Here is an 18619-nt window from a genome sequence, read left to right as displayed (position 1 = left end):
GGCTGGGTGGTTAAGACCGCGGCCGACGCAGCTCGACCTGGTAGGTCGCGGGCTTCCGCCGCAGATCAGGGTTGTCGTAGGGGATTTCCTGCGGGCCGGTCGCGGTGCCGCACCGGTCGATCAGCACCCCGCCGGGCCGCGACGCGGTGGGAACTCTGGTGTTGCCCGCGGCGAGCATCCGCTGCCGCACCCGCTCGGCAACCTCGCGCGCCTGCGCGTAGCTAGGCGCGAACACGGTGACGTCCACGAGCGCCCGGTCGGTGACACCGTCATCACCGCCACCGACCCGCAGCACCCGGATCACGACCTTTCCGGTCATGTTCGCCGGGGTGGTCTGCACCGCGTCGCCGAGCGCCGGTTCCCGCTCGATCAGCGCCATGACGACCTCTTCGACGTCCGAGAACGACGCCAGTTCGACGGTCACCCCTCGCCGCCGATCACATCGATGGCCGACCGCAGCAGGTGATACGGCCGCGCACGCTTGTTGCCCCACTCGATGGCCGCCGACTTCGGGTCGGTCGCCTCGATGTAGGCCAGCACACGACCGTCGCGGTCGGACGTGCCTGCGGACACCTTGATGCCGTTGATGTACGCACCGGTGTCGGCCGGTGCGTTCGCACGCACCCAGGCTGCTCCTGCTTCGGCGTTGGCCAGGCAGATGTCGCGCATCCTGTCCGAGCGCAGCAGCGGAAGCAGGCCCTTACGGTCAGGTTGGTACTCCATCAGCCGGTCACCCTCTCCAGCGCAACCTCGGCGCCCGGCCGCCAGCCCGTGAACGGCGACGCCCAGCCTCCTGGTTGGCCTTCTACGCGCCAGTGCGTCCCCCACAGGCTGGGAGGCACCATCGGGTGTTCCGGGAGCGTCACGACCGAACTGGGGTCGATCTGGGTGCCGAACGGGGCGAGCAGCACCCCGCCGACGATGACGGTGTTGCGATTGTCCTCGGACTCGGTCGAGGACCGCGGGTAGAACACGCAACCGGAGATGCTGCGTGGCGTGCCCGCGCTGGTCTTGTCACCCCAGTCGTCTTCGCCGGGGTCGCTGACCTGCACGGTGATGCCGTGCGCGAACCCGGCGGTCACCAGTAGTCCTCGTCGCAGTCCGCGCGGTTGGATCGCGGCACGGGCCATGGCCGATGCGGGCTGCGCGCGAGGTGCGGCAGCGCATCGTCGACCATCTCGACCGATGCCGCCCCGGTCTGCAGACCGAGCAACTGCCGGTCGTCGCGGGTCAGCAGCAGCCGGCCCGCGGCGACCTGCCGGTCCATCGTCATGCTGAACGGGCCCGCCGACTGGGTGCTCGCCCCGGTCGGGTTGCGCACGATCCGCAGCACCATGTTGCACAGCACCTGCCGGACATCCTCGAACGTGGCCCGGCCGGCGGCGATGTGCGCGGCGATGTCCTTACCCGGCAGCCGTGTGGCGATGAGCCGCTCTGCTTCCGCGAGCTTCACCTCGAGCTTCGGGTCGAGCGCCTGCGGGATGTCGCCTTCGAAGTAGCTGGCGCGGAGATCATCGACGGACGCGTACGTGGACACGATGACCTCCGCGTGTTGCTCAGCTGTTCGGCGTGGTGGTCGTGCTGCCCGACTTCGTGTCGGAGGACTTCGTCGACGTCCGGGAGGCGCTGGCCGTCTTCGGACTGGACGACGACTTGGTCTCGGCCGCCGTGGCCTCCGCGGCGCTCGTCACACCGGTCACGGTGTGCGCGTCGCGGTCCTTGTCGGCCCGCACCGCGCCGATGAACCCGTGCTCCTGGCCCTGGTCGGGCGGCACCACCACGTGTTCGACCTCGACGGCCTCGCGGCCTTCGGTCGTGAACGTCTCAGCGTTCTTCCTGGTCACCATCTGCTTCAGCTCCGTTCTCAGCGACGGGACACGGTGACGCGCACGACACCGCCGGGGTCGGTGATGCCGGTGCCGTTGGGCACCGACCGCCACTGCAGGGTGTCGCCGGCCGTGAGGTCGAGGTTCGCGGCGGTGCCCGACAGCGTGACGGCGCGCTCGTTGTAGGCGGTGGCGTTCACGCCGTTGTCCATGGCCAGCGAGGCGACCACGGTGGACGCGGAACCGGCCTGGCCCTTGTTGACGAGCGAGAACGCGCGGTTATTGGTGGCCGCGCCGGTGACCGCTGCCTCGGGCACGTACTCGACGGCCGTGACGGTGCAGTCGAACGGCGCCTGTCCGATCACGGACTCTTCGGTGTTGCCGGCCGTGGACACCGCGGGGACGTCGGCCTCGATGATCCTGGTCAGGGGTGCGCTCATGATCGTTCAGCCCTTCCGATCAGTAGATCATCGCGGCGGCCGGGTACCGGGTCGCCGAGTTCGGGTTCTGGTTGTTGATCGTGTTCGCGACCTGCCAGCCCACCCGGAACTTCAGGCGCATGGCCACCATGTCCTGCTGCGCCAGGTTGAACACGATCGCGCCCGTGTTGTCCTGGATGACCGCCTCGGTGAGCAGCTTGAACGTGATGTCCTGCCGCACACCGACGACGAACTGGTTGCGCCAGTCGCCGGCGAGCATGCGCACGTTGGTGCCCGCGCCGCCGCCGGTCGGCCACAGGTTCGCCATCGCGTACTCGACCGGGGCGCCGTCGATGGTCGCCAGGTCACCGCTGACGCGGCCGACGTCGAGCTTGCGGCCCTGGGTGTCGCGGGCCGCGCGGAGCTTGCGCTTGGCGGTGAGGTCGGCGACGAAGCCGGTGACGTTGAAGCCGTCCTCCTCGACGGTGGCGAGGAGGTTGTCCAGGTCGCCCATGTAGCCGCCCTGCGCGGCCGTCGCGGTGCCCTCGGTGACGACGTTGCCCGCCGCCACCGCCGCGGGGAACACGGCCGTGGGGAACGAGCTCGGCGCGTTGGTGCCGAAGAACACCGTCTGGTCCAGCAGCCGGGCAACCGCCTCACGCAGGTAGGGCTCGGCCTCGTCCCACACGTTGATCTCGATGTCGTCGGCGACGTTCTCCGGGATCGGGAGGATCGTGGCGATCTCCTCGACCGTCAGGAACTTGTTCGCCCAGGCCATCTCGGTGGTCTGCTTGAGACCGGTGTCGCCGTTCACCCAGTAGGCGACCGGCAGGGCCGAGAGGATCGGGAACCGCACGGACTTGCGCGGCACGTTGACGGGGCGGAACAGGTTCAGCACCGCCGAGTCCTCGCGTGCCTTGCCCAGCATCTCCCGGGACACGTCCTCGGGGATCAGGGCCTCACTGTCGGCGCGCGAAGTGATGTTGTTGTACGGCAAGGGATTCACCCTCTCTTTGCGGCAGATCCCCTACCGGGGAAGCCGTGTCAGCGCCGGTCCCGCAGCTTCTGCCGGAACAGCGAGTTCATGTCGGTTGCGCCGCTCGCACCGCCATGCCCCTGGTCGGGGTCTGCGGTGGGGCGGCCGGCGGTGCGGCACAGGGCGCCGACGACGCGGTTGATCGCCTCGTCGTTCGGTTCGCCGTCCTTGAGCAGCCGCTCGGGGGCGATTTCGGCCAGCAGGTCTTTCACGTCGTCCGCGCGCACGCCGGCCTCGGCGAGCGCGGAGCGGACCTGGGTCATGGCCATGCGGCCGTTGCGCTCGACGTCGCGGACATCCCGCTCGGACAGCTCTTGCCGCATCTGGTCGAGCTGCTGCTGCAGCGTCGGGAGCTGCTTGGCCGCTTCGACGTTGTCGGTGGCGCGCTTCTCCCAGGTCCTGGCGTGGCCGAGCTTCTTCTTCACCTCGGCCGGCGACATGCCGACCTCGTCGACGAAGGCCTTCCACTCGGCGGCGCCCCAGTCGTCCGTTGACGCGGTGGCGGTGGTGGCTGTTCCGGTTCCCGAACCGCTCTGTCCCGTGTCGGAGGTCGTGGTGCTGCCGGGCGGCCCGCTGTCTCCGGACGTGCCAGTACCAGCGTCAGTGCTCATGGATCTCTCCCGTTTCGGGATGGGCCGCGCCCGTTCCGGGCACGGAGGTTCAGGTGGTCAGCTCGTCGGGACCGGTGAAGCGGTCCCGGGGCCGCACCAGCAGCGGGCCGAGCTCGCCGTGCTCGGCCGTCATCTGCACCATCAGCTGCCGGTAGTCCGGCTCGCGTGCGCCGCGGTCTTCCTGGCCGGTGAGCGCGAGCACGGCGGCGTGCACGTTCTCCAGCAGCTCAGGCGCGATCACCTGACCGGGATCGGCGCCCCAGACGCCCTCGACGAAGCAGTCGCAGCCGGGGTGGATCGGGTTCAGGTCACTGACCCGGTACCGCTGGGTGGAGGCGACCACGCACATCGCGCAGTTCTCCAGGCCGGACAGCACTCGCCGCCAGAACCGCGGCTGATCGGCATCCGACAGGGCGTTCAGCACCGCGCGCGACGCACGTGCGTGCGTCTGCTGCAGGTCCATCTCGGCGATCTCGGCCAGCCGCACGCGTCCAAGCCGCAGAGCGTCGGTCATCGTCTTGCCCTGCGACAACGCCGTGTATGTCTCGACGAATGGCCGGCGGTACACCGTCTCCGTGTCGACGCCCACGCGCAGGTCAAGCACTTCGGAGTCCGGCACGCCCGGAGGTGCGACGGTTCGGCCAAGTCCTGAGCTGGCCTGCTCGGCGATGAAGATCGCCGTCAGCGCCGCGAGTGCCCGCTGGCTGCCCTGCACCAGAGGCACCGCCTGCGCGACGAACCGGTCAGCGTCCGCGTCCCGCCACGATCCGAGGCCGAGGAACAACCTCACCAGGGTCGCGATCACGCGCTTCGACATCCCCCGCCGTAGCTGTGCGAACCGCTCGGGCTCCACTACTCCACCAGCTCGCCCGGCGCCTGAAACTCAGCCGCTGGCACCCGCCGCCCAGAGGTCGTGCCCTGCGTGGTGGGTGCCGCGAGGCTCATCAGCGCCATCTCAGCGGCCCGTTCGCTGCGCAACTGCGAAACACGCTGCGGCGACCAGCCGACCTCCTCCACCGACATCGGCAGCGGAATCCCGGCATCCTTCATCTTCACCAGGTAGTCGCCCACCTGGGACGGCACGAAGTTCTCCGGCCGCGCCCAGACGATCTCCGACTCCGACAAGTCACGAGGCTTGCCGTCCGAGCCCTCCAAGCCGACCGCGAGCGCCAGGTACTGGTTGAGCTCCTCGAGTCCTTCACCCCAGGTGGCCATGCGCTGCCGGATCTTCGCGTTGTGTCCCGCATCCAGCGCCGCGACCGCGTCACCACCGATGTTGGAGAAGTCGCCGGGCAGGTAGTAGACCGGCGTCAAGGTGACCGCGGCGAACGCCCGCATGTCGGACTCGACGCCGCGCAGCATGTCCGACGTGGCGGTCTGCTGCAGCTGCACGACCTTGACCTCAGGATCTCCTGCCTCGGGCGGCGGGATGGTGCCGATCTGGGTCACACCCGGCTTCCACGGCGCGATCTTCTCGCCGGTCACCGGGTCGGTGTCGATGGTGAAGTTCAGCAGCAGCGTCTGCCTGAACGCGGCGTACCGCTCGCTGGAGAGACGGTTGAGCAGCGTGAGGTTGAGCCGGTTCTGGTCGTCGATGCCTGAGTCGTGCTCGGCCACTGGCTCTTCGCCTTCGTCGCCGTTGAGGAACGGCAGCACGGGCACACCGGGCAAGGTCCTGCCTGCTTCGGCGCGCTCCTCCCACGCCGCCGGCTTCCACGACACCCCGCCCAGCGGGTTCTTCGACTCGCGCCGAGACCGGTAGTGGTAGCGGGTTCCCGGCGCCTCGTCGGTGATGCCCCGCAGGTACAGGGTTGCCATCCACCGTTTGGCGATGCTGTCGTGCCACAGCCGCAAGGCCGCGATCCGGCGCGAAGGGTCGGCCGGGTCACACTCCACGATCACGTTCTCCGGGCCCTCGATCGTCACCCGCGGCTTCTTCGTGTTGCGCGGATCGACGCCGACGATCACGAACGCGGCGCTGCGGCTGTAGGCCTTGCGCCAGATCCCGAACTGGCGGGCGTCCAGCTTCGCTTGCTGCCACAGCTTCCACACCGGGTCGATGTCGGTGCCGCCGTTCCACTTTCGGTCCCTGAACCCGATCGCGACCGTGCGGTGCACCGATGACTCCACGCACAGGCGACACAGGTTCGTGCGTGACATCTCCTGGAAGCGCCGGAACGCCTCCTTGTGCTGGTTCGGCCCGGCGGGCAGGTCGTGGTCGCCCTCGTAATAGCGGCGCCAGTAGGCGATCGCGTCCTGCCGGTCGATGAGCTTCTTCCCGAGCCGCGCCAACCACTCCAGCGGCGTGAGATCGGTGGCCTCGGCCAACAGGCCACCCCCTCGTCAGAACGCGCCCGTCATGCGCTTCCGTTGCTTGTGCAGGCCCTTGGCCACCGCGTCCGCGCGGCACTCGTAGGCGAGCGTCGCCGCCATCGCCGCATCGATCTTCCGGCTGCTCTTGGCGTGCTCCTTGCCGATCACCACACCGACCTTCCCGGCGATCCGCCGGCGTGCGTTGAGCACGTGCTGAGTCAGCACCGAACTGCCGTCGTGCGTGGCCGCCTTGGCTGCGATCGCCTCGTGCAGCCGCTCCAGCGCACGCACCATGAACGTCGGCCGGTTCGTCCACCACTCCAGCGGCCGCTCACGGGTCGCCTTGATCCGCATCCGCGCCCCGTAAGCGGCCTGCCACCGGTCCAGGTAGTCCTGCCAGTGCGCCGGGTCCGCGTAGCACCCGACGACCTCGAAGCGGGACATCGCCGCAGCCACCGCGGCGTCCACAGCGTCCCGGTCGACCTGCCAGTCCTTGCCCTGCGGCCCCGACGGCTTCTCCCACACCGTCGGCAGCCCGTCCGCCTGCTCCAGCAGGAACAGGTGCCCGGTCGCAACCACGCAACCGACCAGGGCGGTCGAGTCGTCACGGATCGAGCCGTCGAACCCGAGCGTGATGCGCGTCCGGTCCGGCACTACCGTGCCGGGCGCCGCGCACGCCGCCCACTTCTCGGCGGCCATCCACGCATCGCCCGCCGAGGTGCGCGCGTTGAGGAAGTACCGGCGGCTGTCCTCGGGCTCGTTCCGTGGGTCGTAGAACTCGTCGACGATGCTGTCAACGTCGTTCCACTCGATCGCCTCACCGAACGCTTCGAGGATCGCCGCCTTGAGCGACTCCTCGCGGGACAGGTCCTCGCACTCGCCCCAGCGGTGGTCGTACAGCAGCTTCTGCCGCCGCGCCCGCTTCTGCGTGATCGCCTCGGCGAGCTCGTAGGTGGCCTCGGCGACCGACTCCTCACCGGGCGCGAACATCGTCGTGGTCTCAAGGAACCACGTGCCCGCGGTCTTCTTCCGCTTGCGCAGGTTCCGGGTGACCGTCCGGTACATCCGTCGCAGCTCCGGCGTGTTGTACAGGTGCGTCTCGTCGAAGACCACGAAGGTCTCCAGGCCACCGTCCTTCGACGCCGAACTGGCGGTCGAGGGCCGGATCTCACCGCCGCCGGGCAGGAACGTCCTCGTGAGACCGGCGTCTGCGCCGACCTGCGACAGCAGGGCGTCCTCGTCGGTGAGGTTGTAGTAGATCGAGTCGTAAACGTTGCCCGTCTGGCCCTCTTCGGTGGCCAGCACGCGGATCATCGGCTGGACGACGTGGCGGCCCATCGGCTCGCCGGGCTGGTACTCGTACCGGAACCCGAGTCCCCACGGGTCTTCGTAGACCTCGCCGCCCTGCGCGTACCCGGCGAACCGGCACGGGCCGAACGCCTCGAACAGTGCGAACCTGGCGCCGAGCCCGGACTTGTCGCAGCCCTTCGGCCGGCTGTAGAACGCCGAGTCGTAGAGCAGCTTCCCCGGCTCGTCCAGGGCGTAGCAGTCGACGACGAACCCGGTCAGCTCGTCGCCGTGCCGGACGGCCATGCCCGCGGCGTCACCGCGGCCGTGGACGACGAAGTGCTCCATCCACGCGACCGCGAGCCACCCGAGAGACCGGGTGCGGTCGTGCTGCGGTGCCCGCACCAGCGTGCGGGGCATCGGTTCTACCCGGCCGCGACCCTGGAGCGACGGTCGTCGATCGCCGTCACCGTCGCCTTGCCCTTACCCGGCGGCGGCGAGGTCGGCGGCGTCGGCGTGCCGGGCTGCTGGCCAGCGTCGAACGCGATCTCCCAGCGCAACCGGGCCATCGCCAACGGCGTCAACCCGAGCCGGTCCGCGTACTGCCGAGCCTCCTTGCCGGCCGCGAGGTCACCGCTGGCCGCCAGCACCATCCAGCGGGTGTACAGCGCGACCTCGTCCAGCCAGCCGAGCGCTTCCCATTCGACCGCCTGCGGCGTGGCCCACAGCTTCGTCCACAGCTCCAGCTCGGACTCCCGCTGCACCGCAACGACCATTCGCAGACGAGCGACCTTCTCCTCGGCGCGGGTCATCACCGCCTCGGCGACCTTCTTGCCCTCCTCGCGCTTCCACTCCAGCTCGTCCAACTTGGACTCCGCCACCTGGAGCGCGGCCTTGGTGTTGAGGTCCGGGCCGAGCGGAAACTTTGGCGCCGCGCCAGACCGGCCGGCTGCGGGAAGCTGGATCGCGCCAGGCTGCTTGTTGCGCCGGATCCGCTGCGACGCGTCCTTCGGCGCCGGGCCCGACATCTGCGTCCGGATACCCATCAGAACACCCAGAACGTTTCGCCGAGCTGCACCACCACAGCAGCCGCCTCGGCCTGGTCCTTCAGCTTCTTCGCCTGCTCCTCAGCCTGCGCGATGTTGAACACGCCACCGGTGCCAGGGTCGCAGTCAACGACCACGATCGGACCGCGCTCGATCCCGAACTTGTTGGTGTCGACGATGTAGACACGAGCCATCTTGATCACTCCCGTTTCGGGATGCGCGACGCCCCGTTCCGGGTTGCCGCAGTTCGCTCAGAAGCCCTCTGAGCAGGGAAAATAGACTCGTTAGCGTGTACGCGGCAAAACCCCCAACCCGTACACACCGCGAGGCCCAGCAACTCCCCGGCAGGGAAGGGGTGCGGGAGAGGGGGGATCCCCCCGTCCGGCATTGGCCGCGTCGAAAAAGAATGAATTCGCTTAGCTGCTAACGAAATTCGTTGACCCGCAGTGAGTTTCTATCGCGATCCATCGGACACGATGTGCGTTTCCGCAGGTCAGAGTAGTCCGGGGTGTGGGTCGCGGGGTCGGCGTGTACTCGGCCGGCGTTGTGCTGCGTTGCCCTGTCTGCTGCTGCGCTGGTTGTGGTGCCAGGAGCACAGGGTGCGGGCGTTGTCGGGGCGGTGGTCGTGTGGGTCGCCGACGTGGTCGACGTCGTTGCCTCGCTCGTTGCAGCGTTCGCGTGGCTGGTAGGCGCCGAGCATGTAGGTCGGGAAGCCGCCGTCGTCGTGGGTCTCCAGCCACGTGCAGGTGTGGCCGTCGCGTTGTAGGACTGCGGGGCGGATCTCGGTGCGCCAGTTCGCGGGGAGCTGGTCACGTCTGCTGCTGCCCTGCCATCCACCGCTCATGGCCGCTGTTCGGCCCCGTGGACCTTGATGTTGATGGCCGCCTGCAGTCCGTTGGCGCAGGGCCTGCGCCTGATGCTCTTGCCTCTGACCCATCGGGAGTGGCAGCGCCTGCACATCGCGTCGGAGGCGTGAGGGACCACGAAGTCGCTCATCAGCCTCACCCCGCGCGGTGCGCGTGTTCGTTGAGGATGGCCTGCGCTGCGTTCCAGGCTGCGACGCTCGGTCGCCCCAGGAGGCTTGCCCAGCTTGCTGCCTGGGCCTCGATGCTGCGGAGCCACAGCACGGTGGGCTCGCGCAGTGATGCGGGCTGGACGACGAGGATGCGATCGGCGGCGTCGCGCAGGGCCTGGCGGAACTGGGTGACCGTGATGCCTGCGAGCTCGTGATCCATCAGGCGTCGGTGTACTTGGCGGCGAAGGTGCCGGGGTCGACGACTGCGGACTGGCCGGTGCGCAGGGGCCCGTAGTTGGGGCCCATGAGGTAGACGTGGTCGGCGGGGATGACGTCGCTGTAGGCGCCGCTGGTGACGCGCAGGGCGCCGTCGTCGAGCTGCTCGGTGTCGAATGGGGTGCCGTAGTAGGCGCTCAGCTTGTTGGCGACGTCGTCGGCGTTGTCGCCGGTCCACTGCACGTGCTCGTAGGTGGCCTGCACTTCACGGACGGGCATGGGGTTCCCCTCAGGCGGTGGTGATGGCGGCGGCGAACGTGACGGTGCCGGTGAGCGTGACGGCGCTGATCGCGCGGAGACGGACCGTCGCGGACGTGGCCGAGCGGGAGACGACCGTGGCCAGGGCGATCTTGTTGTAGATGCTGTCCGTGGCCGACACGATCTCCACCTCGTACGTAACGTTCGGCAGCGCGACCGGCCAGGTGACGACGAAGTCCTTCGTCGCGCCCTGCGCCAGCGACCCAGACACCGGGACCTGCTGGTAGTCGACGTAGGTCTTGCGGGTCTCCAGCACGGTGATGCGATCACGGGCCGCGGTGAGAGCGGCCGTGGTGTCGTCCGCGGTGGTCTTCGCGGTGGTGGCGGTGCTGGACGCGGTGTTCGCCGCGGTAACCGCGTTGCCGGCGGTCGCGGCCGCCGTGTTGGCCGTGGTGGTGGCGGCCTGGGCTGCGGTCTTCGCGTCGTTCGCCGTCGTTACCGCGGACGCCGCGGTTGTCCGGGCCTGCTCGGCGGCGGCCTGGGCCGTGGTTGCGGCGGTGCTGGCGCTCGTAGCCGCCGTCTGGGCGGTGCCGGCGGCAGTGCGGGCGCTGGCCGCTTGCTGGGCGGCGGTGTCCGTGAGCGTGCGTGAGGTCGCGGCGCTCGTGGCCGCGCTGTCCGCCAGCGCGGCGGCAGCCTCGGCGGCCTGCTGCGCGTTGTGGGAGGCGGTACGGGCGGTCGATGCGTCGCTGGCGGCGTTCGCGGCCTGGGTCGCTGCGCCTGTGGCGGCTGCTGCGGCCTCCTGGACGGTCGCCTGTGTGGCGTTCGCGGCCTGTCGCGCCTGATCGGAGGCCGTGACCGCGGTGTCGGCTCGTTCGGCCGCGTAGGCGCCGGTGTCCTCCGCGACACGGGCCGTGTCGAGTGCCTGCTGCGCCCGCTGCGCGATGGCGTCGAGCTCCTGGCGGGCGTTGGTCACGGCGTCGTTGACCGCGGTGATGCGGCGGGCGAGTTCGGCGTGGACCTCGTCGGCGACCTGCCGGACGTTCGTGACCGAGGAGGCAAGGTCCTGCAGGCGGGTGATCTGCCCACCGGCCTCGGCGAGCTTCTGGTCGAGCAGGGTCCGCTGAGCGGCCAGTGCCGCGGCGGTCTGCTCCTGACTGGCCGGCAAGCTCGTCATGAGCGTGTCGACCTTCGCGCGGGTTTCGTGGTCGACCGGGGCTCCGAGGACGACGCAGCGCATGATGCGGCTCCTCTCAGCTGCGAGCAACGCTCACGGTCGGCGTGCCAGGGCTGATGACCTTCACGACGGTGGGTCCGCTGGTCGTCGGTTCGATCTCGACCTGAGCGATCGCCGCCGGGACCAGACGGGTCTTCTTGCCGGCCACGGTCGGGTCGGTGCCGTCGACGGTGAAGTACACGGCCGCTGTGCCGGTCATGTTCGTGATCGCGACCTGGGTGACGTCGTCGGCGAACTCGACGATGTCGACCGTGTTCGCGGTCAGCACGACGTTGTGGACGCCCTGCTCATCGGCGGCGATCGTGTGTGTGGCCACTACTGCCTCCACCTCTTGGCGGACCACCAGAACGGGTACTGGCTGCTGGCGTACAAGGTGCCTGCGCCGGCGCTGCGGTTGGCAAGCACGAACCGGACCTGGCTGCCGTCGAGGTCGGCGGGCGTAACGACGAACCCGGCTGGGGCGCTCTGGGGGCGGAACCCGGTGCCGGGGTACCAGGCGAGGTCCCCCTCGAACGGCGGGCTGCTGGTGCCGGTCGTGAGGTAGCGGACGATCGACGAGCCGACCTGCACGGCGAGGTCAACGAACGCCGAGGTGGTGTCGGAGCGCATGCCGCGGATGCCGATCTCCACCCAGTCGCCTGCCTGGCAGTTCGGCAGGGTCAGACGGAAGTCCACCGGTAGCCCGGTCGCGTCACCGGGTTTGGCCCATGCTGCCGCCGTGTTCGGGAACGTCACGTTGCCGGAGGTGATGCGGGCCTCGACGATCTGGAACAGCGCACCGCTGCCCGCGGCTTCGAGCGCATCCACGCGGGTGTCGAGGTCGTTGGTGGCGGTCAGCGGGGCCTTGAGGTCGAGGGCGGCCTGCTGGGCGGTGCTGACCGGCTTCGTGGCGTCGCTGGTGTTGTCGACTAGGTTGAGCGCAAGGTCTGTCTTCAAGCCGGCCAGCGTGCGGGCCGCCCAGGTACCGCCGATGCGCTGCAACAGCGAACCGTCAGCGGGGGCGAGTGCGGCGAACGCAGTGAGGTCCGCGTCCAGCGGCTGCTTGCCCGCCAGCGCCGTGGTCATCGTGGCCGCGAAGTCCGGGTCGTCGTTCAGGGCCGCGGCGAGCTCGTTGAGCGTGTCGAGCGCCGAGGGGGCGGCGTCGACGATGAGCTGCACCCGTGCGTCGACCGCGGCGATCAGGTCGGTGATCTGCGCGGCGGTGTGCATGTGCACGAGCGCGGCCGCGCCGATGTCGTCCGGGGAGTCCGGGAGCTGGGCAGGCTGGACGGCGGTGCCCGCGAGGGTGAGCAGGGCCTGCACCGCGGCGGCGAGGTCGGTGGCCGGGATGCCACCGCCGGGTTTCACGTACTTCGAGGCGAGCGCGGGCACGGTCGGCGCGTCCGCAGTGCCGCCGAAGTCGCCGGCGAGCCGGACCAGGCCCTTGGTCATGGTCGTCGCGTCGGGTGCGGCCACGCCGCCGCCGATGTCCTCCAGGTCGGCGACCCGGTCCACGAGCAGGTCGAACGTGGAGCGCAGTACGTACACCGACGCGAGGGTGGGTGCGGCGGCGGCCGGGTAGGTGTCGGCGAACTTGATCGGACCAGCACCGGCGGGGATGGGCAGGACGTAGACGTCGCGCAGGGCGTCGGTGTCGATGGTGACCACGTAGGCACCGGTCGTGACTGGCAGTTCGGTGGTGAACGTCCCGTTGGTCACCTGGGCGGTGATCGGTTTCTTCGGGCCGACCACGGTGTTGTTCGCCGTGTCGTAGATCGGCGTCGCGTGCCGGAAGTCCAGCGTGCCCGTGGCATTCGTGCCGTCCAGGCCGACGATCGTGCCCGAGTAGGTGCGGGTCGTGACACCAGGAGGGAGAGGCACGTACTGCTCCCCTCGTGCTGGTGTGGTGTTGCTGCGGTCCCGCGTTGCCGCCGCTGAGCGGGACCGCAGCGTCCCCGTCCCTCCACCGAAGGAGGATGGGCCCGACGTGGCGCGCCGGAGCCTGGGGGCGTCCGCACGTCGGGAGTCTTGGGCGGGTCGTAGTGGCGCCGGCGGGAGTCGAACCCGCGACCTCTGGGATATGAGCCCAGCGAGCTACCGAACTGCTCTACGGCGCGATGCGGCAGCCGCGGGCCCCTTATCCCCGCCGCCACTCGACCCCTGGTCGCTCTGTGGGGTCGAGCTGGACCGCGCTTACCTGCCTCGTCGTACGGCACTCCTGACCAGCCCCGGAGGGCGGCGGCGGTCCTAGTGGAAATCTGCGGCTGTCAGTCCTCGCTCGGCACGAACTGCAGCGTGTAGGTGCGGCCGACCTCGAAGTGGCCGGCCACCTCTTCCTTCACGGTCATGGTCAGGTTGAGGCCGGGCGTGTACTTCGCCCACTCCTTGTTGCGGCCGTCGTCGTAGTCCGGGCCGATCGTGACCGCGACCTGGCCGTCGGGCTGCGGTTCGGCGGCCGTGCACTTGACCTTCGCGGTGACCATGCGGCCTCCCTCGGACAGCCGAAAGCCCCGGTCGCGGGCAGCGAGTCCGGGGCTTTGGGCATACGTGTGGTTGGGTCGGATCATGAACTGTCACAGGTTGCGGTGTCAAGCACCGCCAGGTTCGACCAGGGTAAGCCGAGGTCACGCGCTGCGGTGGGCGGCGCGCTCGGCTCGGCTCTTGCGCTTCTGGGCTTGGTAGTTGAGCACGTCTCGGGCCGTGTTGACCGGGTGTCCTGCGTCATCGCGCCGGTCCGGCAGATGTCCGCGTGTGCGCCACTGGCGGATCACGCTCTCGGTGGGGATGCCACCGAGCTTCTCGCTGAGGTCCCGCAGGCGGTGCTCGGCGTCCAGTTCGATCTGCTCGACCTGCGGCGCAACCCACGGCTCGCCGAGCTCCGTGAGCTTCTCGTCGATCTGGGCGACTAGCTGCGGGGCGACCTTGATCAAGGCGCTGCGGTACTCGTAGGCGCAGCGGCGAGCACGGTCGAGCGCGGTGTCGCCAGGGAACGGCCACGGGCGACGGCGGGGTTTGATCATGGGTTCAGTCCTGGATGCCCAGGATGCGACCGATGCGGGCTACGCGGCTCGGCGGCCAACAGGTACGGGCGAGAGCGTCGATGGCGCTCTCCAGGGCCGGGTCGCGTGGTTCGGGCTGCGCGTTCGCTGCCCAGAGCAGGCGCAGCCACGCAGCCGCGGTCTTGGTCGGACCGTTTGGGTGGTACGGGTGTCGCGTGCCGTGATCATCGGGCGTCCTCGACGGCGGGCAGATCAACTCGACCAGGCCACCGGAGTAGCGGGCGAAGACGAGATCGCACCCCGGGTGATGTGCGCGCCGCGCAGGCAGGAGCGCCAGCGCGGCGTCAAGGTCACGCGGTTCGCTGTGCCGTTCTTCGTGGTAGAGGTCCGACTCGATCGCCGGTTCGTGGCTGAGGCACAGGTAGCTGAAGCGGCTGCTCATCCGCGACCCTCCGTCTTGATGCCGTAGGCGTGAGCGAGAGCGGTCAAAGTCGGGCAGGGCCACGGCACGGTGGGCCAGTCGTTGCGGTGTTCGAGGCCGATGTAGCCGGGCTCGACACAGATGCCGCAGACCAGCCCGGTGTCCTCAACGGGGCGGTGCTGCTGAAGCACGACCCGGTCAGCCGCGCAGCGGCGGTGCACACGATCGGCGCTGCCGCAGTCGCAGTAGCCGGGCATGTCGCCTGGCCACATGCAGGAATCCGGATGGCCCCGACGCCACTCCGGGCCGTCTGCCATCGCCTCCTCGGTCGCGATCGCCTCCTCGATGAGACGCATGAGCGCGTTCATGCGACGGCTGCCGCTTCGTCGCCGTACGCCGCTGCCAGCACGCTGGCGTGCTGCTCGTACTCGTCGAGGGGCATGCGGTGCCCGCAGAGCGTGCAGTCCACGTGCCCGGAGCCCTCCTGGCGTTCGAGGGAGAGCCGGGAGCACTGGGGGCATGGGGACCACATGCGGTGCGCGCGGTGGGTGCGGCCAGCGAGGGCGGTGACCTGGTCGTGCAGGTGCAGCAGGTGCAGGGCCCCGTCGACACCGTCTTCCTCGCTGGACGCGAAGCCGGCGCGGCCGGAGAGGTGTTCGTCAGTGGAGTCCACGCGCAGCACGTCGATTACCGGCACCGAGAGCAGCAGCGGCCACCGGCCGGTGATCCACCCGGACGCGTACCGCACCCGGTGCGACGGGCGCCCGGTCTCCGCGTAGGTCATGCCCGAGTGCTCGGCGACCGGGGCGGCCCACAGGTCGAGCTCGACGACGATCGCGGCCTGCAACGCTTCGACGTTGAGGCGGATCGGCACGGCGAGCTCGCGGGAGCTGGAGGCGTAGGTACCGAGCGGGCGGGCGGTCTTGCCCAGCAGCACCGACAGCTCCCAGTAGTCCGCGGGCAGCTGCTGGATCGCCCGGTACGCGAGGGTGGTGTCCATGCGGCACAGGCCGTTCGGGGCGGTTGCCCACGCCGGGACACGTGAGGTCGTGGTGGTGCCGTCCTCTGCGGTGGTGCGGGTGCGACGGGCGTCCGTGCAGCGGCGGCCACGCCGGCACAGGAGGCTGACGTCGTCGGGTGTGCTCATCGTGCGTCCCTCCTACGGCGAGTGCTTGAGGCGTTGCTGCAGCGCGATCCAGGCGTCTGGACCGTGCATCTGCGCTGCTGCCAGAGCGGTCCTGAGCAGGGCGTCTGCGATGTCGTCGGCGCCAGGATCGAGCAGGACCAGGCTGGCGTTGAAGGTCGCGCCGTCCCGACCAGAGACGTTGGACGAGACGTAGACACCCGCAGGGCCGTCGTCGTCCTCGTCGGGCTCGGGCGGGAGAACCTCGGTGACGGGCTCGGTCATCGGCCCCGCCTCGGGTTGATCGTGCGCGGTGCACGCGCCGAGGCGGCCGGGCCGGTGTTGCGGTTGCGGCGCAGCCACAGGGCGCGCTCGCGCGGGTCGGTTGGCGGCTTCGGTGGCGCGAGGTTCTCGGCCAGCGGCTGCAGCGCGGCCACTGGCCTGGCGGCGATGCGGATCATCTCGTCCATGATCGGAGCGAGCGTGTTCATCGCGCGGGCCACCTGCTCGGTCTGGCGGCGAAGGGTAGCCGTCCAGACCTCGTACTGGCCGCGCAGGATCTCGGCCTGCCATCCAGCTAACCTGAGGTTCAGGTGCCGCTCGATCCAATCGAAGCGGTCGGCGTGGGCACGCGCGGCGACGTGGCCGACAACGTGACCTTGCTGCCCGACGACCTCGCCGTCCGGGGTAACGCCAAGGGCGTAGCGGCGGCGGTAGCGGGCGAGCGCGGCAGGGTCGGGAGCGAACGGGCGGATCCTGCTTCCGACCGCGTCGAAGACGAGGTCCCATGGCTCGACGTAGCCCACAAGCGCAGAGGTGTGGGCGGCGTGCCAGCGTTCCTGGCAGCCCTCGCTGCAGAAGTCGCTTGACGGGCTGTCGCCGAGTGGTCCCCCGCACTGCTGGCAGCCGATCGCGGCGTCGAGCTGGGCGATGAAGTCGCGGTTCGTGTCAGCGGTGGGTGTCATCGCAGCCTTCTTCGCCTAGGGCGAGCCCGCGGAGGTACTCGACGGCGTCGGCCCAGGTGGGTGTGCCGCCGGTGAGTCTGCGGGTGTGGCCTTCGAGTTCGAGTTCGTCGGCGGCCTTGCGGAGGATGTCCGCGCGGCGGGTTTCCATGTGGTGCGCGACGGCTCTGCGCAGTCCTGGCGACTGGGGGTCGAGCGATGACACGAGCGGCCTCCTGCGGCGGTTGAGGCGTGGTGTTGATCGCAGGGTAGATCGGGTTCGGATGTGTGCGCATTCCACGCGCCGCGGGGCGATAGTGGTTCGTTACCGCACGCGCCAGTGGACGCGAAACCCTGTTGCCGCATGCGAAACAAGCGCACTGGATGCAACGACAGTTCGAAGTGGAGGGTGAGCTGTGGAGCTCCCGCCCAGACGAAAGGCCTCCGCGTTCAGCCGTAGCCGAACACGGAGGCCTTCACGTGCCGCCGTTCGCTCAGTCGTCGACGGAGGCGAAGTAGTTCTCGATCAGGAGTGCGGCGTCGGGGTTCACCACCTTGCGGCCCATATAGGTGTTCAGGGTGTCGGTGACGCTGACCTTGCGCAGGGCGTCGGCGATCTGACGGGCCGACTGCCCGGAGGCGTCCAGGGCGGTGCCGTAGGACTTGCGGCCGATGTGGCTGGTGAAGTCGCTGAAGTCGAACTCGGACAGCGCATCGGAGTCGTAGTCGCGGCTGATGCGCTCACGCAGCCGCCGGATCGCGCTGCTGATGTTGTTCGGGCACTGCCAGCCCGCGCGCCGCGAGATGAACACCGGCTCGTACGGGTCCATGTCCGGTGTGGCGATGAACAGCAGCAGCGTGACCAGCGACGGTGGGAGTCCGACCAGCGCCTGAGACCCTGTCGTCTTGAGGTCGCTGCGCTGCAGGCCCTCGCCGAAGAACCGGACGATGTTGCCGTTGATCCACACCGTGTACGGCGGGATCACCTTCGCGCCGAGCACCGGGTCCACGACCTTCACGGGCGCCGCAGTGAGGTTCAGGTCGATCCACCGGATTGCCAGCACTTCGCCGATGCGGCAGCCGACGTAGAACTGCAGCCGGACTAGCACGTTGAGCAGCGATCGCCGGGCGAACTCGTCAGCGTCGACACGACGCAGGAACTCGCGGACCTCGGCGGCGTCGTAGGCGCGCGGCGGCTTCTTGGTGCCGCCCTCGATGGGGTCCAGCTCGCTGCACGGGTTCCGGTCGAGCGCGCCGCACCGGACGTAGACCTGCATGATGCCGCGCAAGCACTTACGCAGGTTGCGACGCGAGTTCGGGGACAGCGGCTCGCCGATCCCGAGACGGGGCTGCGTCTCCAGGGAGTCCATGTACAGCTGCAGCCGCGGCACGGTGGCCTCGACGCCCCGCAGCCCGCCGATGGCGGGGACGATCTCGTTCCTGATCAGCCGGCGGTAGCAGTCGTAGGTCGTGCGCTTGCGCTTGAGTCGGGCGCGCTCGAGGAAGACCTCCGCTGCCTCGTGCAGACGACTGTTGGCGGTGATTGTGGCGACGGAGGTGCCACCGCCGCGCATCTGGTGGAAGACCGCTTCCAGCGCGGCGACGGCTTCCCTCTCGGACGGAGCGGTGCGCTCGATCACTCGGGGGGCGGCGCCGTCGAGGTCGCGGAACCGGGCCCACGCCTTCCACAGGTCCGGGCTGAGTCGCTTGGTCCCGACCTTGCCGTGGGTGCCGGGTTCAAGGGGGGTCCGTCCCATGGCGGGCCTCCTTTGGGGATTTCGTCGGCGCAAAACGTCGGTTTGGATCAACCATAGCGCTTCGGGGGAGGTGAAGGTAGCCCTCTGAGCTGGGCATTAGTGATCAGCTGGGTACTTGTCCATGGAGACCCCCCAGGT

General features: G+C 69.5%; 28 protein-coding genes and 1 tRNA gene. All 29 read right to left on the bottom strand.

The genetic code is table 11. The annotated features are described in order from the left end of the window. Window positions 1–10: 10 nt before the first annotated feature. Window positions 11–424: a phage tail termination protein gene (locus tag ACZ7CD_RS38410; protein ID WP_470380835.1), complete on the bottom strand. Its 414-nt coding sequence runs from the start codon at window positions 422–424 to the stop codon at window positions 11–13. Then, window positions 421–723: a hypothetical protein gene (locus tag ACZ7CD_RS38405; protein ID WP_470380834.1), complete on the bottom strand. Its 303-nt coding sequence runs from the start codon at window positions 721–723 to the stop codon at window positions 421–423. The genes ACZ7CD_RS38410 and ACZ7CD_RS38405 overlap by 4 nt, the downstream gene beginning before the upstream one ends. Further along, on the bottom strand, window positions 723–1082 hold the full coding sequence (locus ACZ7CD_RS38400; RefSeq protein ID WP_470380833.1) for a hypothetical protein: 360 nt from the start codon (window positions 1080–1082) through the stop codon (window positions 723–725). The genes ACZ7CD_RS38405 and ACZ7CD_RS38400 overlap by 1 nt, the downstream gene beginning before the upstream one ends. Beyond that, window positions 1079–1537 carry a Gp19/Gp15/Gp42 family protein gene (locus tag ACZ7CD_RS38395; protein ID WP_470380832.1) on the bottom strand — a complete coding sequence of 153 codons (459 nt, stop codon included), beginning with the start codon at window positions 1535–1537 and terminating at the stop codon, window positions 1079–1081. The genes ACZ7CD_RS38400 and ACZ7CD_RS38395 overlap by 4 nt, the downstream gene beginning before the upstream one ends. Window positions 1538–1556: 19 nt before the next feature. Next, window positions 1557–1847, bottom strand: a complete 291-nt coding sequence (locus ACZ7CD_RS38390; RefSeq protein WP_470380831.1) for a hypothetical protein — start codon at window positions 1845–1847, stop codon at window positions 1557–1559. Between the two features lie 17 nt (window positions 1848–1864). After that, entirely contained in the window at window positions 1865–2266 is a 402-nt protein-coding gene (locus ACZ7CD_RS38385) for a hypothetical protein (protein ID WP_470380830.1), read from the bottom strand. Window positions 2267–2285: 19 nt separating this feature from the next. Then, window positions 2286–3242: a phage major capsid protein gene (locus ACZ7CD_RS38380; RefSeq protein WP_470380829.1), complete on the bottom strand. Its 957-nt coding sequence runs from the start codon at window positions 3240–3242 to the stop codon at window positions 2286–2288. A 47-nt stretch (window positions 3243–3289) separates the two neighbouring features. Then, a complete protein-coding gene (locus tag ACZ7CD_RS38375) occupies window positions 3290–3892 on the bottom strand; it encodes a hypothetical protein (protein ID WP_470380828.1) in 603 nt (200 codons plus the stop codon). Between the two features lie 49 nt (window positions 3893–3941). After that, complete coding sequence (locus tag ACZ7CD_RS38370; protein WP_470380827.1) at window positions 3942–4697, bottom strand: hypothetical protein; 756 nt, start codon at window positions 4695–4697, stop codon at window positions 3942–3944. Between the two features lie 47 nt (window positions 4698–4744). After that, the gene (locus ACZ7CD_RS38365; protein ID WP_470380826.1) at window positions 4745–6220 is read right to left on the bottom strand and encodes a phage portal protein; all 1476 of its coding nucleotides are present in this window, start codon (window positions 6218–6220) and stop codon (window positions 4745–4747) included. A gap of 15 nt (window positions 6221–6235) precedes the next feature. Then, window positions 6236–7912: a Terminase gene (locus ACZ7CD_RS38360; RefSeq protein WP_470380825.1), complete on the bottom strand. Its 1677-nt coding sequence runs from the start codon at window positions 7910–7912 to the stop codon at window positions 6236–6238. A 5-nt stretch (window positions 7913–7917) separates the two neighbouring features. Next, the gene (locus ACZ7CD_RS38355) at window positions 7918–8538 is read right to left on the bottom strand and encodes a hypothetical protein (RefSeq protein ID WP_470380824.1); all 621 of its coding nucleotides are present in this window, start codon (window positions 8536–8538) and stop codon (window positions 7918–7920) included. Further along, on the bottom strand, window positions 8538–8741 hold the full coding sequence (locus ACZ7CD_RS38350; RefSeq protein WP_470380823.1) for a hypothetical protein: 204 nt from the start codon (window positions 8739–8741) through the stop codon (window positions 8538–8540). Before ACZ7CD_RS38350 ends, ACZ7CD_RS38355 begins: the two co-directional genes overlap by 1 nt. A gap of 290 nt (window positions 8742–9031) precedes the next feature. Then, entirely contained in the window at window positions 9032–9382 is a 351-nt protein-coding gene (locus ACZ7CD_RS38345; RefSeq protein ID WP_470380822.1) for a hypothetical protein, read from the bottom strand. Between the two features lie 157 nt (window positions 9383–9539). Further along, the gene (locus ACZ7CD_RS38340) at window positions 9540–9773 is read right to left on the bottom strand and encodes a hypothetical protein (protein ID WP_470380821.1); all 234 of its coding nucleotides are present in this window, start codon (window positions 9771–9773) and stop codon (window positions 9540–9542) included. Beyond that, window positions 9773–10048, bottom strand: coding sequence for a hypothetical protein (locus ACZ7CD_RS38335; protein WP_470380820.1), 276 nt, complete (start codon window positions 10046–10048; stop codon window positions 9773–9775). The genes ACZ7CD_RS38340 and ACZ7CD_RS38335 overlap by 1 nt, the downstream gene beginning before the upstream one ends. A 10-nt stretch (window positions 10049–10058) precedes the next feature. After that, the gene (locus ACZ7CD_RS38330; protein ID WP_470380819.1) at window positions 10059–11264 is read right to left on the bottom strand and encodes a hypothetical protein; all 1206 of its coding nucleotides are present in this window, start codon (window positions 11262–11264) and stop codon (window positions 10059–10061) included. Between the two features lie 13 nt (window positions 11265–11277). Further along, the gene (locus ACZ7CD_RS38325; RefSeq protein WP_470380818.1) at window positions 11278–11577 is read right to left on the bottom strand and encodes a chitobiase/beta-hexosaminidase C-terminal domain-containing protein; all 300 of its coding nucleotides are present in this window, start codon (window positions 11575–11577) and stop codon (window positions 11278–11280) included. Further along, entirely contained in the window at window positions 11577–13121 is a 1545-nt protein-coding gene (locus ACZ7CD_RS38320; protein ID WP_470380817.1) for a hypothetical protein, read from the bottom strand. The genes ACZ7CD_RS38325 and ACZ7CD_RS38320 overlap by 1 nt, the downstream gene beginning before the upstream one ends. A 162-nt stretch (window positions 13122–13283) precedes the next feature. Beyond that, window positions 13284–13357: transfer RNA gene (locus ACZ7CD_RS38315), tRNA-Met, on the bottom strand. A 150-nt stretch (window positions 13358–13507) separates the two neighbouring features. Next, window positions 13508–13723: a hypothetical protein gene (locus tag ACZ7CD_RS38310; RefSeq protein ID WP_470380816.1), complete on the bottom strand. Its 216-nt coding sequence runs from the start codon at window positions 13721–13723 to the stop codon at window positions 13508–13510. Between the two features lie 141 nt (window positions 13724–13864). After that, window positions 13865–14260 carry a hypothetical protein gene (locus ACZ7CD_RS38305; protein ID WP_470380815.1) on the bottom strand — a complete coding sequence of 132 codons (396 nt, stop codon included), beginning with the start codon at window positions 14258–14260 and terminating at the stop codon, window positions 13865–13867. Between the two features lie 4 nt (window positions 14261–14264). Then, complete coding sequence (locus ACZ7CD_RS38300) at window positions 14265–14681, bottom strand: hypothetical protein (RefSeq protein ID WP_470380814.1); 417 nt, start codon at window positions 14679–14681, stop codon at window positions 14265–14267. Next, window positions 14678–15028, bottom strand: coding sequence for a hypothetical protein (locus tag ACZ7CD_RS38295; RefSeq protein ID WP_470380813.1), 351 nt, complete (start codon window positions 15026–15028; stop codon window positions 14678–14680). Before ACZ7CD_RS38295 ends, ACZ7CD_RS38300 begins: the two co-directional genes overlap by 4 nt. Next, window positions 15025–15807, bottom strand: coding sequence for a hypothetical protein (locus ACZ7CD_RS38290; protein WP_470380812.1), 783 nt, complete (start codon window positions 15805–15807; stop codon window positions 15025–15027). The genes ACZ7CD_RS38295 and ACZ7CD_RS38290 overlap by 4 nt, the downstream gene beginning before the upstream one ends. Window positions 15808–15819: 12 nt before the next feature. Continuing rightward, window positions 15820–16068: a hypothetical protein gene (locus ACZ7CD_RS38285; protein WP_470380811.1), complete on the bottom strand. Its 249-nt coding sequence runs from the start codon at window positions 16066–16068 to the stop codon at window positions 15820–15822. After that, a complete protein-coding gene (locus ACZ7CD_RS38280; protein WP_470380810.1) occupies window positions 16065–16748 on the bottom strand; it encodes a hypothetical protein in 684 nt (227 codons plus the stop codon). The genes ACZ7CD_RS38285 and ACZ7CD_RS38280 overlap by 4 nt, the downstream gene beginning before the upstream one ends. Beyond that, complete coding sequence (locus tag ACZ7CD_RS38275; protein ID WP_470380809.1) at window positions 16732–16950, bottom strand: hypothetical protein; 219 nt, start codon at window positions 16948–16950, stop codon at window positions 16732–16734. Before ACZ7CD_RS38275 ends, ACZ7CD_RS38280 begins: the two co-directional genes overlap by 17 nt. Before the next feature lie 268 nt (window positions 16951–17218). Then, window positions 17219–18481, bottom strand: a complete 1263-nt coding sequence (locus ACZ7CD_RS38270; RefSeq protein ID WP_470380808.1) for a site-specific integrase — start codon at window positions 18479–18481, stop codon at window positions 17219–17221. Window positions 18482–18619: the final 138 nt, after the last annotated feature.

Source organism: Lentzea sp. NPDC036949, assembly GCF_055608075.1.
The sequence above is the reverse complement of the archived record's forward strand: the minus strand, read 5'-3'. Positions and strand labels throughout refer to the sequence as shown.

Bases quoted from the DNA above. Each gene is read 5' to 3' on its own strand.
- ACZ7CD_RS38405 (WP_470380834.1), bottom strand. From the start codon at position 723: ATGGAGTACCAACCTGACCGTAAGGGCCTGCTTCCGCTGCTGCGCTCG.
- ACZ7CD_RS38390 (WP_470380831.1), bottom strand. From the start codon at position 1,847: ATGGTGACCAGGAAGAACGCTGAGACGTTCACGACCGAAGGCCGCGAG.
- ACZ7CD_RS38385 (WP_470380830.1), bottom strand. From the start codon at position 2,266: ATGAGCGCACCCCTGACCAGGATCATCGAGGCCGACGTCCCCGCGGTG.
- ACZ7CD_RS38375 (WP_470380828.1), bottom strand. From the start codon at position 3,892: ATGAGCACTGACGCTGGTACTGGCACGTCCGGAGACAGCGGGCCGCCC.
- ACZ7CD_RS38360 (WP_470380825.1), bottom strand. From the start codon at position 7,912: ATGCCCCGCACGCTGGTGCGGGCACCGCAGCACGACCGCACCCGGTCT.
- ACZ7CD_RS38355 (WP_470380824.1), bottom strand. From the start codon at position 8,538: ATGGGTATCCGGACGCAGATGTCGGGCCCGGCGCCGAAGGACGCGTCG.
- ACZ7CD_RS38345 (WP_470380822.1), bottom strand. From the start codon at position 9,382: ATGAGCGGTGGATGGCAGGGCAGCAGCAGACGTGACCAGCTCCCCGCG.
- ACZ7CD_RS38340 (WP_470380821.1), bottom strand. From the start codon at position 9,773: ATGGATCACGAGCTCGCAGGCATCACGGTCACCCAGTTCCGCCAGGCC.
- ACZ7CD_RS38335 (WP_470380820.1), bottom strand. From the start codon at position 10,048: ATGCCCGTCCGTGAAGTGCAGGCCACCTACGAGCACGTGCAGTGGACC.
- ACZ7CD_RS38330 (WP_470380819.1), bottom strand. From the start codon at position 11,264: ATGCGCTGCGTCGTCCTCGGAGCCCCGGTCGACCACGAAACCCGCGCG.
- ACZ7CD_RS38310 (WP_470380816.1), bottom strand. From the start codon at position 13,723: ATGGTCACCGCGAAGGTCAAGTGCACGGCCGCCGAACCGCAGCCCGAC.
- ACZ7CD_RS38305 (WP_470380815.1), bottom strand. From the start codon at position 14,260: ATGATCAAACCCCGCCGTCGCCCGTGGCCGTTCCCTGGCGACACCGCG.
- ACZ7CD_RS38300 (WP_470380814.1), bottom strand. From the start codon at position 14,681: ATGAGCAGCCGCTTCAGCTACCTGTGCCTCAGCCACGAACCGGCGATC.
- ACZ7CD_RS38295 (WP_470380813.1), bottom strand. From the start codon at position 15,028: ATGAACGCGCTCATGCGTCTCATCGAGGAGGCGATCGCGACCGAGGAG.
- ACZ7CD_RS38290 (WP_470380812.1), bottom strand. From the start codon at position 15,807: ATGAGCACACCCGACGACGTCAGCCTCCTGTGCCGGCGTGGCCGCCGC.
- ACZ7CD_RS38285 (WP_470380811.1), bottom strand. From the start codon at position 16,068: ATGACCGAGCCCGTCACCGAGGTTCTCCCGCCCGAGCCCGACGAGGAC.
- ACZ7CD_RS38280 (WP_470380810.1), bottom strand. From the start codon at position 16,748: ATGACACCCACCGCTGACACGAACCGCGACTTCATCGCCCAGCTCGAC.
- ACZ7CD_RS38270 (WP_470380808.1), bottom strand. From the start codon at position 18,481: ATGGGACGGACCCCCCTTGAACCCGGCACCCACGGCAAGGTCGGGACC.